This window comes from Pedobacter soli, assembly GCF_900101435.1.
Taxonomy (GTDB): Bacteria; Bacteroidota; Bacteroidia; order Sphingobacteriales; family Sphingobacteriaceae; genus Pedobacter; species Pedobacter soli.
Genome location: NZ_FMZH01000014.1, coordinates 46612 through 65029, shown reverse-complemented (window position 1 = coordinate 65029; position 18418 = coordinate 46612). Strand labels below are relative to the sequence as shown.

12 protein-coding genes are annotated in these 18418 nt (G+C 41.4%); 3 read left to right on the top strand and 9 right to left on the bottom strand.

Annotated elements, in window-relative coordinates; genetic code table 11:
* Both moaCB and BLR37_RS22010 read left to right on the top strand, forming a co-directional pair.
* A complete protein-coding gene (moaCB, locus tag BLR37_RS22015; protein WP_090772428.1) occupies positions 1 to 909 on the top strand; it encodes a bifunctional molybdenum cofactor biosynthesis protein MoaC/MoaB in 909 nt (302 codons plus the stop codon).
* A gap of 222 nt (positions 910 to 1131) precedes the next feature.
* A complete protein-coding gene (locus BLR37_RS22010; RefSeq protein ID WP_143009647.1) occupies positions 1132 to 1491 on the top strand; it encodes a hypothetical protein in 360 nt (119 codons plus the stop codon).
* Between the two features lie 7 nt (positions 1492 to 1498).
* On the opposite strand, the gene BLR37_RS22005 is transcribed toward BLR37_RS22010, so the two are convergent.
* From BLR37_RS22005 to BLR37_RS21970, 8 genes are all read right to left on the bottom strand, one after another.
* On the bottom strand, positions 1499 to 2167 hold the full coding sequence (locus tag BLR37_RS22005; RefSeq protein WP_090772425.1) for a hypothetical protein: 669 nt from the start codon (positions 2165 to 2167) through the stop codon (positions 1499 to 1501).
* Positions 2168 to 2444: 277 nt separating this feature from the next.
* On the bottom strand, positions 2445 to 2633 hold the full coding sequence (locus BLR37_RS22000) for a cold-shock protein (protein WP_039478673.1): 189 nt from the start codon (positions 2631 to 2633) through the stop codon (positions 2445 to 2447).
* A gap of 167 nt (positions 2634 to 2800) precedes the next feature.
* Positions 2801 to 3091, bottom strand: coding sequence for a hypothetical protein (locus BLR37_RS21995; RefSeq protein WP_090772423.1), 291 nt, complete (start codon positions 3089 to 3091; stop codon positions 2801 to 2803).
* Between the two features lie 299 nt (positions 3092 to 3390).
* On the bottom strand, positions 3391 to 5820 hold the full coding sequence (locus BLR37_RS21990) for a DUF4982 domain-containing protein (RefSeq protein WP_090772421.1): 2430 nt from the start codon (positions 5818 to 5820) through the stop codon (positions 3391 to 3393).
* Positions 5821 to 5919: 99 nt separating this feature from the next.
* The gene (locus BLR37_RS21985; protein ID WP_244154731.1) at positions 5920 to 6978 is read right to left on the bottom strand and encodes a glycoside hydrolase family 53 protein; all 1059 of its coding nucleotides are present in this window, start codon (positions 6976 to 6978) and stop codon (positions 5920 to 5922) included.
* Between the two features lie 7 nt (positions 6979 to 6985).
* Positions 6986 to 8101, bottom strand: a complete 1116-nt coding sequence (locus BLR37_RS21980; protein WP_090772419.1) for a SusE domain-containing protein — start codon at positions 8099 to 8101, stop codon at positions 6986 to 6988.
* An 11-nt stretch (positions 8102 to 8112) separates the two neighbouring features.
* The gene (locus tag BLR37_RS21975; RefSeq protein ID WP_090772504.1) at positions 8113 to 9720 is read right to left on the bottom strand and encodes a RagB/SusD family nutrient uptake outer membrane protein; all 1608 of its coding nucleotides are present in this window, start codon (positions 9718 to 9720) and stop codon (positions 8113 to 8115) included.
* 27 nt (positions 9721 to 9747) lie between these two features.
* The gene (locus tag BLR37_RS21970) at positions 9748 to 12732 is read right to left on the bottom strand and encodes a SusC/RagA family TonB-linked outer membrane protein (protein ID WP_090772417.1); all 2985 of its coding nucleotides are present in this window, start codon (positions 12730 to 12732) and stop codon (positions 9748 to 9750) included.
* Positions 12733 to 13247: 515 nt separating this feature from the next.
* Here BLR37_RS21970 and BLR37_RS21965 point away from each other — a divergent pair.
* Positions 13248 to 17330 (top strand): hybrid sensor histidine kinase/response regulator transcription factor, encoded by a 4083-nt coding sequence (locus BLR37_RS21965; protein WP_090772415.1) that lies wholly within the window; start codon positions 13248 to 13250, stop codon positions 17328 to 17330.
* A 196-nt stretch (positions 17331 to 17526) separates the two neighbouring features.
* Here BLR37_RS21965 and BLR37_RS21960 read toward each other — a convergent pair whose 3' ends face one another.
* Positions 17527 to 18417: an SMP-30/gluconolactonase/LRE family protein gene (locus tag BLR37_RS21960; RefSeq protein WP_090772413.1), complete on the bottom strand. Its 891-nt coding sequence runs from the start codon at positions 18415 to 18417 to the stop codon at positions 17527 to 17529.
* Between the last annotated feature and the right edge of the window lies 1 nt (position 18418).

Here is an 18418-nt window from a genome sequence, read left to right as displayed (position 1 = left end):
ATGGTTAACATCACAAAAAAATCGAACAGCTTAAGGATTGCCATTGCTACCGCAACGGTAAAAGTATCGAAACAGGAAACGATTGATGCCATTGAACAGCGTAAAATACCCAAGGGTGATGTGTTCGAATTTGCTCGCGCAGCAGGGCTGTTTGGCGTTAAAAAAACCAGTGATGTTATTCCCGATTGCCATCCGCTCCCGGTAGAATATACCGCAATTACTTACGAAATCGTTAATTTGGAGGTAATCATAACCGTTGAAGTGCATACCGTTTACAAAACCGGTGTAGAAGTGGAGGCCATGCACGGTGCTTCTGTTGCAGCATTGACCATGTACGACATGCTGAAACCGATTGATAAAGGTGTAGAAATAGCCAATATTAAATTGCTTAAAAAATCGGGGGGTAAAACCGACCTTAAAAATGCACGGTTCCCTGAAATCAAGGCAGCAGTTGTGGTTTGCTCTGATTCTGTTTACGAAAATAAAGCGCAAGATGGCTCTGGCAAAACCATTATGGCCCGCCTGGAGCAATTTGGTATCGATACTATAAAATACGAAATCGTGCCTGATGAAGTTAAAGCCATTGGCGATAAAGCTACTGAACTGAGCAATGCAGGTTTCCAGCTGTTGATCTTTACCGGAGGTACTGGTCTATCGCCGCGAGATGTAACCCCTGATGCCATTTTACCTTTAATTGACCGGCCCATAGCAGGCATTATGGAAACTGCCCGCCATTATGGACAGGAACGCATGCCTTACGCCATGCTTTCGCGTGGAGTAGCCGGTTTTATTGGCCAAACGCTTGTCCTTACCTTTCCGGGATCAAAAAACGGTGTAGAAGAAAGTATGGATGCTTTATTTCCGCATGTATTTCATTTGTTCAAAGTAATTAAAGGCGAAAAACATTAGGCTAGAAAAGATTGTCTAAAGAAAATCCGTCATTCCCAGCTTGACTGGGAATCCTAATGCTTTGGATACATCCCTCACTCGCTTTAAGATTCCCGTTTGCTCGGGAATGACGATTTGCTAGAAGTACCCGCCTGATTACCAGGCGATCTGTATTTTTATACAATTAACGTATTAATCTTAATTCAATCTAAACAACATAATTCCCTTTTCTGATCAAAAATTATGTCTTATTTTTGCCGCATGTCGGCTAAATACAGGGTTTTATACTTCTTCCAAAATTCAGAAACAATTATACTGGAAATACAACGTCTTGATTTACCTCCAAATGCAGATGCAGAAACAACTTACCACTGGCTGTACTTTGATAAAATGACAGGTTCATTGATCAAATTATGGTTCCGTTCGCTCGATTCTTCATCGGAAATTGAGGAGCGCTATTTTGAGCAAGGTTATCTAAAATTCAACAAAACCGAAGCTACATACATCGAAAAACACAATTCTTCTCAGCAAAAGCTAAATAATATGGGCAACAGGACTATTGATGGTCCTATTGTTGAAATGCTCGAAAATTATCTGAAGTAGATCCGTTTTAAGCCATCTCAGGAAGTTCAGCAGTTAAACCCTGCTTGCTTAACGGATATCTGGATTGGTGAAAATTTTGGAGGTTTGCAGCAAAACCGGGATACCAATCCTGTTTTTGCATTTCATCTAAAAGTTGTGCACACGAGCACACATCAGCATCGGCCTGATGAATGGCCTTAGCTACAAAGCCAACTACTTCCCAAACACCATCCATTAAAAAGAACCTGAATGCAGCCAGAATTGCCGACCACTGCACTTTCTTAGGATGAAGCAAGAAGAATCTGCAAATGGGACTACATAAGCGCTTAAACGACATATAATCTTCTTCTGCTCCTTTCACATCCAACAAACCATCGCTGTATGGCAGGTGTATAATTTCTGTTGAAATCTTATCAAGTCCATGAACATATACGCTCGAAGCACAAATAGAAGAAATGGAAATGAGCGAAAGGTGATCGTAAATTTCGGGATGCATTTTCAGTTTTCCATTTCGCACAAATACCAATCCACCCTTTTTAGCGGTCGCCTGCACATTCATGGCCGAAAGGCTTAGCAGTTCAAATTCAGCGGCAAAGTTAAGTGCCATTACAAACTGTGCTGCTGCCATAAAAGTGCCTTCATCCAGACGTTTATTGTGTGTAGCGGGCGTAGATACTGAAAAAATAGAAAGTTGCAAAAATAAGTAGTTTTCTGGTTCCGGCCGACTGTATCGACAATAACAAAAATAAAAATCCAATCCAGAAAACAACTATGTAAAAGCTTCGCTAAAGTGTTAAAAAAGGTAATTCACTAGAAATGAGCCTGAAATTTTTTCAACGAACGCTGTTCATTTTCTGAACGATATTATTGTAGGTTTAATTTCCGTTTAATTGGGCAGGAAGAAGTCAAAACCCAAAAATAAGGCATAAAAAAAGCAGGACTAAATCCTGCTCAAAATCTTTTTAGGGGAAGAATTAAACAACTCTTACTTTCACTGCATTAAGGCCTTTTTTGCCTTCTTGAACATCGTATTCAACTGTATCATTTTCTCTGATTTCGTCAATCAGGCCTGATGCATGCACAAAAATCTCAGTTCCGCCTTCTTCTTTAATAAAGCCGAAGCCTTTTTCTGAGTTAAAAAATTTTACTGTTCCGTTTTTCATTATACTGGATGTTTTTAAATTTAAAGACCCAAAAATAGGATTAAAACCCAAAAACCAAAATTACAGGCAAATAAATTTGACAATAATGGAAAAAAAGTTTTACAACTATTCCGTTTAACTTTACACTTTGACCGTTAAATATGCTTTAAGCAGGCACAAAAACCACTTTATTGACTATTTCTTTGTGCAATAGATGAATACCAGTTAATTGGATGTGATCTTAAATTCATACCATCACTTTCGATGTGATAAAGGATAATTGGCATGGTAAAATCGACAAAACGTTCAACCTGCCTCGAAAGTTTACCCAGAAAATCGATACTGGATACGCCCTCTTTTAAATGTACGTAGATTACACTTTTTGTTTTAAACTCAAAGCGCTCCACTATTCCAGGCCACTCTGTTTTTATCTTGCTTAAGAAAGCTTTGATTTTGGTTTCTTCTTTAAGTTTTTCCATAAGCTGATCAGGTTTGTTAATATATGCTAATTTAAAAAATTATCTGAATGGTGGTGAATTGTAACAGTACCTATACATTCAACTTTTTGCATAAAAACCTTTACCATTAAACCCTATAATGCAGCAGAAATTGTGTGGTATGTTTATTTTTACAATTGAAGGGAAATTTAAAAGGCCACAGCAAAATGCTGCAGCCTTTTAAAACTTTCAGTTTTAGCGGTATTTAACACAAATGGCCGGTTAAACTTTTGGTTTAGTAATTATTATTCAAAAAAGCCAGTATGCTACCTGGGCTAAAATTATTTAGCCAGCATTTCAACCTGTGCCGATTTTAAACCTTTACCACTTACTTTCAGTTTTATCTCCCCAGCTTTTTTATCAGCTTGTACTACAACCACCAGTTTACCACTAAAAAGTTTCATGGTAGGCTTTACAAACGATTCGAGCGAAGTGGCATCGCCATTACATACGGCCCTAAACTTACCTGAACCGCTTACCTCAAAATTTAACTGATCAGTTGCCGTAGGACATGGATTTCCATCCTTATCTACCACCGAAACGGTTACGAAAGATAAATCCTTACCATCTGCCATAATTTCCTTCCGGTCAGCACTAAGCACAATTTTAGCAGGTTTGCCTGCTGTGATAATCTGTTCTTCGGCTACTGGCTTGCCCTGGCTATCGAATGCCACAACTTTTAAAGTACCGGGTTCGTATTTAACATCCATCCACATTAAACGGTAACGGTTTTGAGGCGACGATTTATCTTTTTTTCGAATGCCCAAACTTTTACCGTTTAAGAATAATTCGGCGCTATCGTAACTGGTGTACACAAAAACTGGTGTAGTTTGCCCGGTTCTACCCTCCCAGTTCCAATGTGGCAATAAATGTAAAGTTGGTTTGGTTTTATTCCAGCGGCTCCTGTACAAATAATAGCGATCTTTAGGTAAACCCGCAAGGTCAGAAATCCCGAAATAAGAGCTTCTTGATGGCCAGCTGGTATCGTAAGGTGTAGGCTCACCGAGATAATCGAAACCTGTCCAAACAAATTCGCCAATTACCCATGGCTTATCGTCCTGCAGCACAAAATCATCATCAGGCAGGTTAGACCAGCTGCAGTATTCCATATCGTATGAAGAAGACTGAAAATCAGGGTATTGCTTATCTGCTCCTTTTTCTACCGGGAATTTGTATATGCCTCTCGAACTTACAGTTGAAGCGGTTTCTGAACCAAGGATAAAACCCTGCGGAAAAGCCTTATTGGCCTCCTCATACAAATGTACGCGGTAATTTAATCCCGGAATATCCAACAATGCGCCGAAACCCGATTGCATGGTGGCCTTAACCTGATCCATCCCAACAGTTACCGGCCTAGTTGGATCTTCGCGGTGAAAGATTTCCTGTAACCATTTTGCTCTTTTTACCCCCTCGGCGCCAAACTGATCGGGCACTTCATTTCCTGAACTCCACATCACAATGCAGGGATGGTTTTTATTGGCCTGTACAAGATTCACGACATCCTTTTCTGCATCGGTATCGAAATACAGGTGATAGCCATTTTCGACCTTGGCTTTTGCCCATTCATCAAAACTTTCTGCCAGGAACATAAAACCCATTTCATCACAAAGCTCCAGCTGCTCGGGCGAAGGCATGTTGTGCGCGCTTCTGATGGCATCGCAGCCCATCTCTTTTAAAATGGTAAGTTGTCTTTTCAGCGCCGCTGTATTAATCGCCGTTCCCAATGGACCTAGATCGTGGTGCAAGCAAACCCCCTTAAACTTGCGCACCTGACCGTTCAGACTAAAACCCGTACCTGCAGTGTATTTTATTTCCCTGATCCCAAAACGGGTGCGCACTACATCTTTTGGTATATTTCCTTCGTAAAGGGTTGAAACGGCAGCGTAGAGATAAGGATTTTCAGGGCTCCACAGATGTGGATTTTGTACCGCTATATTTTGATCTGCTTCGCTACCAAAAATTGATTTTGCCGTATCTACCGCCACCTGATGACCTAAACTGTCTAAAATCCTTGTCACCAGTTTTAATCCTTTGCCGGTGAATCTGGTTTTGAGGTTAACCTTGGCAAATTCTTTTTTTATAAGCGGTGTAGTAATGGTAATTCCCCATTGATCGATACTTTTATTGTCTTTAATAATGATATGCACATTACGGTATAAACCTGCCCCGGGATACCAACGCGAAGATTTAGGTTTATTCTGCAATTGGATCGCCAGCACATTATCCTTCGCCCTTAGCGCATTGGTAATATCGATATAAAAGTAGTTGTAACCGTAGTTCCACTGCCCTACCAGTTTCCCATTCAGGTAAACACGGGGTTCACTCATGGCACCATCAAGCTGCAATAAAACTTTTTGATTGGATTGAATTACAGGCAGATTCAGATTCTTCCGGTACCATCCTTCGCCAATATAGGGCAAAGCCCCGGTTCTACCGGTTTTTTCGGTGGCCTTGGTTTCATTATTCTGCATAATGGCAGTTACCTGCTTATCAATTTCCTTATCAAAGGGACCACTAATGGCCCAATCGTGCGGTACCGTTACGGTTTCCCAGCGTGTATCGTTAAAACCAGGTTCAATAGCGGCAGGAAAACTCCCTTTCGAAAACTTCCAGCCTTCATCTAACAGTACTTCTGTTCGTTGGGCAACAGCATTAAAGTAAAAAAGGTTAAGCGCTAAAACGGTAAAAAATATTTTTCTAAATAGGGACATGTATAGAAATGATTACTTATAATAAATAGATGATCTTCATTAGTCGGGATTTAACTGGTCCGGATTACAAATCCGGACCAACATCATACCAACAGCATATTAGGGTAAAAAGGCATCCATGGCAACTGTTGGTTTGCCCGAATCATCAAAAGCGCCTAACTTATAATCTTTCCAGCTGTTGTAAGATTGTGGCTCCCAGTAGAAAACGCCAAGGCCTTTATTGTTTGGCAACGACTTATTCTTCGCCATCAAATCTTTAATAAAATCCCTGCAGGCAGCAGCGTCACTAACCGGCATCCCCAGTTCGCAAATCATTATTTCTGAACCGTAACGCGAAATCATATCATTCATGTTGGCTAAACACTGTGTATTTTTTGCAGCCCAGTCGCTTGCCGAAGGATACATCGACATACCAATTACATCCCATTTGGCTCCATTGTTTTTCAATCCATCGAAAATCCAGCGGAACAAGCCGTTATCATAACCATTGGAAATATGCACCACTACCTTAGTGGTCGGATCAACCGCTTTAACGCCATTGTAGCCGGATAGTACCAGATCGGCAAAGTTTTTCATATTTACTGAGGCTTTCCCGTCATTCCACAACATGCCATTATTGGTTTCGTTGCCCACCTGTACCCATTCCGGCACAATTTTATTGTTTTTTAAAACCGTTAATACCTCTACGGTATGGTTGTATACCGAAGTTTTTAAGGTAGCAAAATCCTGATTCGCCCAGGCGGCAGGCTTATTCTGCTGACCAGGATCGGCCCACGAATCGCTATAGTGAAAATCGATCAGCAAACGCATATTGGCAGCTTGTGCGCGCTTAGCCTTAGCCAATACATCTGCCGTATTGCAATAACCCGATGAAGGATTTACCCAAACCCGTAAACGGATGGTATTCATCCCCTTATCTTTCAATATTTTAAAAATATCTTGCTGTTCGCCGGCGTTGTTGTAAAACTTTTTACCTGCAGCTTCCATTTCGGTAATCCAGCTTACATCGGCACCTTTGGCATAAGTACCCACCGGATCGGGTGCAGGATAAAGCTGCGTTTCACCTTTAACATTTTTTTTGCAGCTCACATTGGCCGTAATTAACAAAGCAATTAGTGCAAAACATTTCATGCGTTTTATATTTTTTATGGTTAACATAATCATTTTATTTTACTGAATAGGTATAATTTCCATCTCCTGCACTTAAATCTAAAGTAACAGTGTATACACCTGTTTTGGCTACCGGAATATTGATACCGCCCCAGGTTGGTGCGCCTGCATAAACCAGAGCTCCGCTTGCATCTACTTTGTAACTGATATCGTAACCACCATTACAGGTAAAAACGAAGGTTTTTCCGGCAGTTAAGGCTACATTTGCCGCCACCCATTTACCGGTACCGGCATTGTACACCATTGGGGTTGATGAAGTGCTCCATCCGTTATCATCGCCAGAAATGAAAAACTTAACTGGCGTGTAAGAAATGGTTAAAGCATCTACATCGGCATTCACTTTCATGTAAGCTGGCGAAGGGGTTAGCCACAAATTGCCACCGCCCAGGCTCATGGTTGTAGCCGAAGTGCCCCAGCCATAAACCTTTGCAGGTTCTTTTGAGGATACCAATTGAAAGCCGTCACCTCCCCATCCATCGGCATTTGGCAGGTTCAGGTATCCCTCATATTTCGAATTGAATTTCGATGAGGTTAAAATCAACCCATTGGTACGCACTTCAGGCGTTTTCCATGAATTGCCGCCCCTAATCAGCAACGCAGGATATTCGACAGTTGCTTTGTAAGGATTTACGGTAAAAGTAATGGTCGAGTAGATGGGTTTAATGCTCGAGGCAACCCCGGTATTTTGTGTAACCTCGGCCTTTAACCGTACCGCTAAAGTGCTAACCGCACCTGTAGGTAAATTAAGCTGAACACCAGCCAATGCATTTAAATCGGCACCTGTATAAACTTTTTCCAATGCTCCGGCCGGCAATTTTACCTCTATGGCATTGCCCCAGGCATTGGCACCACTGGTATCAGATGGCAGATCGAAAGCTAAAGAATAAGTTGGTGTTATGCTTACACCGAAGTTGGCAGCTTTAAAACTAAAGGTAATTACCTTTTCGGCATCGTTTGCAGCCGTTAGAACCACCGCTCCTGCTGAGCTTTTAAAGGCCAGCGAAGCTGAAGCCGGAGGCGTTACCACATTGGTACTCGCATCTTTTTTACAGGCAGATAAAATGCTGCAGAAAAGAAAAATAATAGAAAATGGCTTAAATATCGTTTTCATGCTATATAAAATTAATAACCTGTATTTTGACGTAAATTTGGATTGGCCGAAAGATCGGTTGGTGGCAATGGATAAAGGTTATACTTGCTGTTTACAGCCGTACCTGCTTTAACCCCACCTTTCCAGGCCCATAAGTAGGCAGCGGTAGTAAATTTGCCAAAGCGGATCAAATCGGTCCTTCTGGCCGCCTCATACCAAAGCTCCCGTCCACGTTCATCAAGAATAAAATCGGTGGTTAAGGCACTCGAAGTAATGTTACCGGCTGTGCTGCCATTGTATGCCCTCGTACGCAATTTGTTTACATAATCTAACGCAGTTGCTAAACTACCACCCGATCCACCGCGTAAAACAGCTTCGGCATAAGTTAAATAGGTTTCGCCCAGGCGGAAAAGTGGAAAATCGATATCCGAAAAATCTTTAGCCACATCCTGGTGTGGTGCAGGTCCGCCAGAACGGGTTTTGTTCCGGTATTTGGTGCTCGAATAGCCATCGGTAGAAGTATAAAGATCATTTACTTCCATATTTTGCCCCGACATGTAAAATTGTGCCCTGGTATCGGTATTACCTGATTTATCGGCAAATAGATTTACAAACTGTTGGGTAATGCGTAAACCACCCCAGTTACCGTTAGATCCTGAAACATCAGCGGGCACACCTGCCGGACCATGCATTAAATAAGTTGTACCCCCATAGTTCTGGGTACTGGTACCATCATAATTAATGGTAAAAATATTTTCATCGGTATTTAAGTGGTTATCCGCAATGGTTAATTCGCGGTAATTGCCATGAAGGGTGTAACCTGCGGCAGTAATTTTATTGCAATAGGTAATGGCATCGGTATAGCGCGCCGTTCCGGTATATACCTCGGCATTCAGGTAAATCCGGCTCAGCAAAGCCCAGTCTGCAGCCCTATCTGCACGGCCATACTCATTGGCTTTGGGTGCTGCAAGGTCGTTTTCTATGGCCTTTAATTCAGATTCTACATAAACAAACAGATCTTTCCGCTGAATTTGCTTTGGCAGGTCTTTTCCTCCAATTTCAGTTGTTTCGGTTACCAGTGGCGGATTGCCATAAATATCCATCAGCACAGCATACTGGTAAGCCCTGATAAAACGCGCTTCAGCCCTGAATTTACGTACCTGATCGGCATCAGCACCTGTTATTCCCCTTTTACTCAGGTTATCATCAGAAGATTGGTTGATAAAATCATTGCACAAGGTGATCTGGAAGAAAGAACGGTAATACAGGCCATTGATGATCGAGTTGATTGACGACCAGCTTAATTCATGCAAGCCCTGAATACCGGCATCATTTTTCCACGACCATACCGCTTCATCGGTGGTTAATTCCTGTAAATTCCAGTACAGGCGTAAAAAATCTGAGTTACCTTCGTCTTTAATAATTTCTGAAGGAATATCGGGCTGCCCTACTGATGCATTTCCGGTAAGCGCAAAAGCACCATACACTTTGGCTAAAGCCTGTTTGTAACCTGCGGCACTGGTATAAACCTTATCTGCCGTTAAATCGTTGGTGGGTACCAAATCTAATTTGTTGCACGATGTGGTAAAAATTACAGCTGTGCAGGCAAGTATGAAGAGTTGTAAAACACGCGGTTTCATATATTTTTTGTTAAAGCAGTTCATGGTTTAGTAATTAAGGTTTAAGCCTAAAGAAAATACACGGGGCCTTGGATAGATGTTATTATCTACACCGGAAGCCACTTCTGGATCGAGTCCTTTATATTTGGTAACCACAAATACATTTTGCACACTGCCAGTAAGTTGAAGATTGGCCTTACTTTTAAACAGCTGACCAAAAGAATAACCCAGGTTCAGGTTATCCATGCGCAGGAAAGAAGCATTCTGCACGTAATAATCACTCAGCAATTGCTGGCCTTTAAAATTGGTGGTCAGATAATTGGGCGAGCCATTTAAAATAACCGCAGTGCCCAAAATCTGTGTAAGGTTGCCACTTTGACTAAAGTTGTTATTGTACACGTAATTCCCCAGGTTAGCCCGTAAAGTGAAAGACAGGTTCCATTTTTTATAGCTCAGGTTATTGCTAAAACCCAGAAACACTTTTGGATCGGCCTGTTTACCTTTCTTAAAATCGCCTGGACTAATGATGCCATCACCATTCTGATCTACATACACCCCTTCAATCGGGTTTCCTGCCTGATCGTAAACCTGTTCGAACAGGTTAAATGTATTTTTTGGTCCGCCAACAGCATTAATAAATGCATTTTGCCCACCAACACCGCCTGCAACGGTACCACTCGGGAAGCCCGCATAATTCGGATCGTTCGGCACCACGGTTAAATTGGTAATGGTATTTTTGTTATAAGTAGCATTAAAGCTGAAATTCCAATCGAAATCTTTCGCTTTAACCGGGTTAAAATTCAAGGTAAGCTCTACCCCTTCATTTTTCATATCGCCCACATTAACTACAGCCGTAGCGGCAAAATTGGTTCCGGCAGGTTGTGGAATCCGGTTTAACAAATCGCTTGTTTTTTTCTGGTAAACATCCAAACTACCGGTAATGCGGTTATCGAAAAGGCCAAAATCCAAACCAATGTTTGCTGTTGCCGTTTCTTCCCATTTGATGTTGGCAATGTAGGCACTCGGACGGTACATCTGGTAAAAGCTATTGCCAAATTGATATTGTGCATTAAGTGTACTTAAACCATAGGTAGATAAGTAGCCATAATTATCAATCCCATCCTGCTGACCGGTTATACCGTAACTGGCGCGCAGTTTCATGGCCGAAATAGCTTTGATATCTTTTAAGAACGATTCGTTTTTAACCGTCCAGGCTAAAGCTACAGATGGGAAAACACCGTATTTATAAGCAGGTCCGAAACGGGATGAACCATCACGGCGAACCGTTGCCGTTAATAAAAGGCGTTCATCGTAATTGTAGTTTAACCGGCCGAAATAAGAAATTAAACGGTATTGCGGTTTGTTAGTGGCAAAAGCAGGATCCGAATTGGGTACTTTAGTGCCATAAGCATCAAAAGACGGATAAAAATATTGGGTAGTTAAGTAATCGTTGTACGAATAACCCGCTGTTGCATCTATCCTGCTCTTGATCGATTTAAATTCTTTGATATAGTTGAGGTAAAAATCTACCACCGTATTTCTCCGGTTAGTTTTGTACTGGTTATTTACCCCTTTGCTTAAAATAGATTCGGCCGCATTCGGATCTACATATACCGTTCCCTTACCCGATGCTACATCGTAACCGGCATTAAAATTGGCATGCAGTTCCGGTAAAAAGTGAAACTGATAGTCGAGTTGGATATTACCGATACTGCGCAAAGGTTTAGCGCGATCTTCGCGTTGTTCCAAAAGACCAACAGGGTTACGCCCTACCAGGTTAACCAAACCTGTTGGGCTGGTCGGATCGAGCCACTCCCAGTAACCGTTATAATCTGCACGGTTGGTATAGGTAGCCTGTGTAGGATCGAAATTCACCGCTCCACCAATAGCTGATGTATTAGCGAAACGGGTTTTCTGCATACTCCCCTTTAAGTTCAGGTCTACTTTTAAATGGTTATCAAAAAAGCGTGGATTCAATATAAATGCAGCAGATTTTTTTTCCAGCTGATCAGTTCTTAAAATACCGCTCTGATTCTGGTAGCCGATAGATAAACGGTAAGGCAATTTCTTTATTCCACCGCTAATACTGATGTTATTATCAGTCGAAATGCCATCCTGGTAAATCAGGTCCTGCCAGTTTGTATTAAAACTGCCTAACATGGCTTTTTGCGCCGTAGTACCATTTGCATTTACAATCGATCTGATTTGATCTGCACTCAGTACATCCAGCTGTTTAACAATTTTCGAAATCGAATTAACTGAATTGAAACTCACTTTTAGTCCATCGCTCAAACCCTTTTTAGTAGTAATGATGATTACCCCATTTGCTGCCCTGGCACCATAAATGGCCGCTGCCGAGGCATCCTTTAGTACGGTAAAAGTTTCAATATCATTCGGATTGATGAAACTGAGTGGGTTTGATGCGCCCGAAACCCCTCCATTTTCTAGTGGAACACCATCAATTACAAACAAAGGATCGTTACTGGCATTAAGCGAAGAACCACCGCGAATACGGATGGTGCTACCACTGCCCGGCTGACCGCTGTTAGAAGTAATGGCGACCCCCGAAACCTTACCCGATAACATCTGCTCAGGCGTGGTAATGTTTCCTTTTTGGAAATCCTTTACTCCCACCACTGCTACCGAACCGGTCAGATCCTGCTTTCTGGTTGTTCCATAACCTACTACAACCACATCATTTAAGGTAGCTGCATCTTCGGTTAAGGTAACCGTTAAAATCGTGGTTTTCGATACCGGAATCTCACGTGTTTGGTAACCCACTGAGCTAAATTCCAAAATTCCGGCTTTTGCGGGAATCTTGATACTGAAACTACCCATTCCATCTGTTGAGGTGGCAATATTGGTACCCTTTAATCGAACACTCACGCCGGGCAATCCCAGATTATCAGGAGCCGATTTCACCACACCTGAAATGGTAGCCTGCTGCGCAAAAAGATATCCGTGGGTAAAAATCAAAAGTAAAAGCATCAACATACGCTTGTTACCATTGAAGAAAGATGTAAAAATGTGCATAGAATATTATGGTTAGAATTATTAGGACAAATGAACAGGATATGCCTCAATTGGCTTTGTGCTATTGTTCATATCTTTTGTGCTAACAGACATATTATATACATTTTAAGGGATTGGAGCAGGTTTTTACTGGGAATGACGATCGTCTACGAGTGATGCTAAAGTATGATCCCTGCCACGATCCGTCAAACATCCCCCCTTGCCGTGATCTGTCATTCCCGTGAAAACGGGAATCTCTAAAGCGGTGTATCAACCCAGCTAAAGTGTTAAGATTCCCAGTCAAGCTGGGAATGACGATTGTCTACGAGTGATTCTCTAGTATACTTTCTAACACGATCTGTCAAGCATCCCCCCCTGCCACGATCCGTCATTCCCGTGAAAACGGGAATCCTAAAGCAAATATAATTTTAGCCAAAACATTGAGATTCTCACGCCAGCTGGGAATGACATTGCTATTCTGATTCGTAAAAAATAAATTATATTTACCCCATCAGAACCTTCTGACGAAACACCAAATGATTGCTCCAATTAGAACCATTTTCCTCCTACTTTTTATTCTATCTCTGGGAAATGTGCAGGCCCAGCAATTAAGGTTTAAACAGGTAAGTATAGAAGATGGCTTATCGAACAGCACCATCGAATGTATTTTTCAGGATCATAGGGGCTTTATCTGGTTCGGTACACGCGATGGACTGAATAAGTACGATGGCAATCAGATTAAAGTCTATAAACACGATAAAAAAGCCAACAGCATAAGCGATAATTTTATCAGGTGCATATTTGAAGATAAAAACCATACCCTTTGGATCGGTACCTCAGATGGATTAAACAAATTTAATGCCCAACAGGATAACTTTACAGTTTACCGCACCAAAGAGCAAAATGTCCTAACCAACAACGCTGTTACATCTATTACTGAAACTGCCAAAGGCATTTTGGTTGGCACTTATGGCAGCGGATTAAACCTGCTCCATGCAGATCGTTTTACTTTTAGCCGTTATCCCTTTAAAGCACCGGCTAAAACCGGCCGTGAAGATTACATTAACGATATTTATAGCGATACCAATGGAAATATCTGGATGGCAACCGATGCCGGGATCCGTATATTAAACCTTAAAACAGGATTAGCCAATGCCTTAAGCGCATTAAGCAACAAATCTTTCAGAGCGATAAGAAAAGCAAAAGACGGCTCTTTCTGGCTGGCCACCGAAGAAAGTGGTCTGATTCACTATATCCCTGGCAATAATTCGGTCAAAAGCTACCAACACCTCGAAACCAGCAAAAACAGCCTGGGTAGTGATCTGGTAAGGGCCATTGCCTTCGATAAGCAAGACAATATCTGGATTGGTGGAATAAATGGAGGCCTAGATCATTTAAATCCTAAAACCGGAACCTTTACCCATTACCAAAACGAACCCGGAAACCCATCAAGTTTATCGCAACGTACGGTTTCGGCCCTGTTTGTCGACAGGCAGGAAAATTTGTGGATTGGCACACATCGCGGGGGTGTAAATCTTTATAGTCCGCAGGCAGAAAAATTTAATCTCGTAAGGCAGGAGCACAACAAAAACAGTTTAAGCTATAACGATGTAAAGGCCTTTCTCGAAGACCGGAGTGGTAATATTTACGTTGGCACCGATGGTGGCGGTCTTGACATTTACAACCGGACTAATAAAACCTTTTCGCACTACCGTTACAATCCTTTCAACACCAATACCATTGGGGCTGATGCCGTGCTCGATATAGCAGAAAGCCATAACGGGCAAATATTAGTGGGCACCTGGGGAGGTGGTCTTAACCTCATGCACCGCGATGGTACGTTTACCCGTTTTAACCATAATCCCGCAAATCCAACATCCATCTCCTCTGATTATGTGCAGAAAACCTTCGAAGACAGCAACAAAAATATTTGGGTAGGTACATACTATGGCGGCCTCAACCTTTTTGATGCACAAAGCCAGCAATTTAAGCGGATCGAAAAAGGCAATAACGGCACGCGGCTTATTGGTAACAATGTGGTTTCGATTAATGAAGACCAATACAAAAACCTGTGGATTGGTACCGATGATGGTGGTTTAAACTGCTACAACCTGAAAACACAGGTATTTACCCATTATTTTATGGGCAGCGGTAAAAGGCCCGATCTGCGTGTAATTTTTATTGACAGTAAAGGCGTTCTATGGATTGGTCAGGCGGGTTTGTATCTATTTAACCACAGCCAGAATAAATTTGAACTGTATACCACAAAGGCCGGCCTCACTACCGAATTTATAAAAGGTATAACCGAAGATACAAAAGGTAATTTCTGGATTTCGACTGCAAAAGGGCTAACCAAATTTAACCCGCAAAATCATAGTTTTAAAAAATACAATACCGGCGATGGCTTACAGGGATTAGAATTTGAAACCAATGCCTATTTAAAAGCCAGAAACGGTGAAATGTTTTTTGGGGGAACCAAAGGTTTCAACTCCTTTTTTCCCCAAGATATTAAAACCAATAAATTCATTCCGCCGGTTTACCTTACCGAATTCAGGATTTTTAACCAACTGATTTTACCCCATGAAAGTGGTTCGGTGCTCGAAAACGACATCAGTTATACCAAAGAAATCTATCTCGATTACGATCAGGCTACAATATCTTTCCGTTTTGCTGCCTTAAATTATGTAGCTAACGAGAATAACAATTATGCCTATAAATTAGAAGGTGAAGATGATAACTGGATCGATATCGGGCATGCCCAACAGGCATTTTACACCAACCTTGATCCGGGCACTTATACCTTTAGCGTAAAAGCTGCTAACAATGATAATGTTTGGAACAATACAGGCACATCAGTAAAGATTGTAATTTCGCCTCCTTTTTGGGGCACCTGGTGGTTTAGGTTATTGGTTATAGCCACTACCCTTTACCTCATTTATGCAGCACTCAGCTTTAAACGCAGGCTGGAGATCAGGAAAATCGAGGAAGAAAAAAGGGAAGAAATGCACCAGACACAGCTTCAGTTTTTCACCAATATTTCGCATGAGTTCCGCACGCCGCTTTCGTTAATACTTGGGCCTATTGAGCGTTTACTAAAAGAAGATACCCAGGAAAATTTCCAAAACTATTACCAGACCATACACCGGAATGCCAACCGTTTGTTAAGGCTGATTAATGAATTGATGGATTTTAGAAAAACTGCTTCCGGTGCGTTAAAACTAAATGTGGTAAATGGGAACCTAAACCTGTTTATTGATGAAGTGGCTGAAGAATTTTCGGACATGGCAGCAGAAAAATCAATCCGTTTTACTGTAGAGAAGGAAAACCTCCCGGCTGATATCTGGTTCGACAGGCAGGTAATCGAAAAAATTATCCTTAACCTGATCAACAATTCGCTTAAATACACCCAAACAGGAGGTAATTTAAAGCTCGAGATTTTTACAGATACAACCCGTTTACAATCGGCTTTTGAGCACCAGCTGATTGTAAAAAGCGATTATGAAGCAAAGACCTACATTTACCTTCGTGTAATTGATAGTGGTATCGGCATTTCAAAAGAATCTATCCAGCACTTGTTTGAACGTTATTACCGCATTACAGAAACGCATTTGGGCTCAGGCGTGGGACTTGCTTTTGTAAAGAGCCTAACCCTTTTGCATAAGGGATTAATACAGGTATCGAGCGAGCGGAATAAAGGAACGGAAATCATTATTGGTATCCCTTACAAACAGGAAGACTACAGCCTGGCAGAGCAATTTAGCCCACAAACAGAAGCGGGCGGCACACGGTTAGAAAGTATCAGCTACGGCTCAGAAAGCGAAATACTGGTTCAAAATACACCAACAACTAGCACGGCTAACGAAACCCGCATTCTGATTGTAGATGATAACGAAGAACTCAGAACCTTTTTAAAAGATACTTTAAGTCCAGCTTATCAGGTTATCGAAGCTGTTGACGGCCATACCGGCCTTGAGCAGGCCCGAAAAGAACTACCCGATTTAATTATCAGCGATGTGATGATGCCCGGCATGAACGGAACGGAATTTTGCCGTTTGGTTAAAGATGATATTGAAACCAGCCACATCCCCTTTTTAATGCTTACCGCTAAAAACAGCGTAGAGGCCGAAATAGAAGGAGCCGAATCAGGGGCAGATTTGTATTTTACCAAACCTATAAATATTAACCTGCTCGGCTTAACCATTAAAAATATTTTTGAGCAAAGGCAAAAACTGAAAGATCATTACTTAAAGCATAAAGATACCGAACCTAAAGCACTGGCACACTCAGAAAAGGATAAAGCCTTTTTAACCAAATTACTGGCCATCATCGATGCAGAAATGATTAACCCTGAAATGGATATCGATTACCTCTGTAAAGAAATCGGCATGAGCAGAACCAAACTTTATCAAAAAATAAAATCCATTACCGGACAATCTATCGGTGAATTTGTGCGATCAGCAAGGCTTAGAAAAGCTATTGAAATTATGAAAAACGAAGATGTATTAATGACCGAAGTGATGTACCGCATCGGTATACAAACGCAATCGTATTTTACAAAGGCATTTAAAAAAGAGTTTGGCGTTACACCAACAGGCTATATGCAAAACCTAAAGCCATAACTACTGCAAGAAAAGTAAAAAAGCCCTTCAATCCTGAGAGGGCTTTTTCATAGTCGTCTATCCCTATAAGTAGGAACCCAAAACTAATTAATGCGTTTAATATTTTTGGCGTCTGAATAAACTGAACAGAAAAAAAATAAAGTTTAATTCAGAGAGTTTTTTAGGTACTAATTAAGTTTAAACGCCATTGAACGGCCTACTCTACTCCTCTCGCATTTACCGGAATAGTGTAGAGCGATTTTGAAGCAGTTATGAAAAGGATATTTCTTTGTTTTCCACCAAAGCAAATATTTCCGCACCATTCTTCTGGTATATCAATGTGGCCAATTAATTCGCCCGATGGTTTGTAGATATTCACACCTTTTCCGGTTACATACAGATTGCCATCGGTATCGAGAGTCATCCCATCCGAGTGCTGGTTTAAAAACAGGGTTTGGTTGCTTAAAGAGGCATCAGGCTCAATGTTATAGCGGTAAGTTTTGTTGGCTTTCATATCAGCTACATACAAAAACTTTCCATCTGGTGTGCCCACAATTCCATTAGGTTTCAAAACATTATCGGCAGCTACAACAGCTGTTTTCTTACCTTTCGGCAGATAATACACCCTTTGAGGTTCAATTTCAGGAGATTTACGCGTCCAGTAATCGCGCTGATAATAAGGGTCGGTAAAATAAATACCGCCTTTTGCATCTAGCCAGATATCGTTTGGACCATTTACTTTTTTACCTTCAAAATCACTGAAAAGTACCGTAATCTTTTTATTTTTATCTATCGACCAGATTTCGTTGTGCTCGTCGGCGCAAACAATTAAATTGCCTTTTTTATCAAAATAAGTACCGTTGGCCCGGCCCGATTTATCCATATATACCGTCAGTTTACCATCTGTTCCATATTTCCAGATTTTATCGTTTGGCTGATCGGTAAAAAAAACATTGCCTTGCTTATCTACCGAAGCACCTTCGGTAAATTTAAACTGCGATGAAACCAGTTTTAAGCTATCCTGAACAAAAATGTTTTGTTTCGGGGTTTGCGCAACTGCCGCTAAACTAATGGCCGAAAATGCCAGCGCGAAAAAATATCTTTTCATT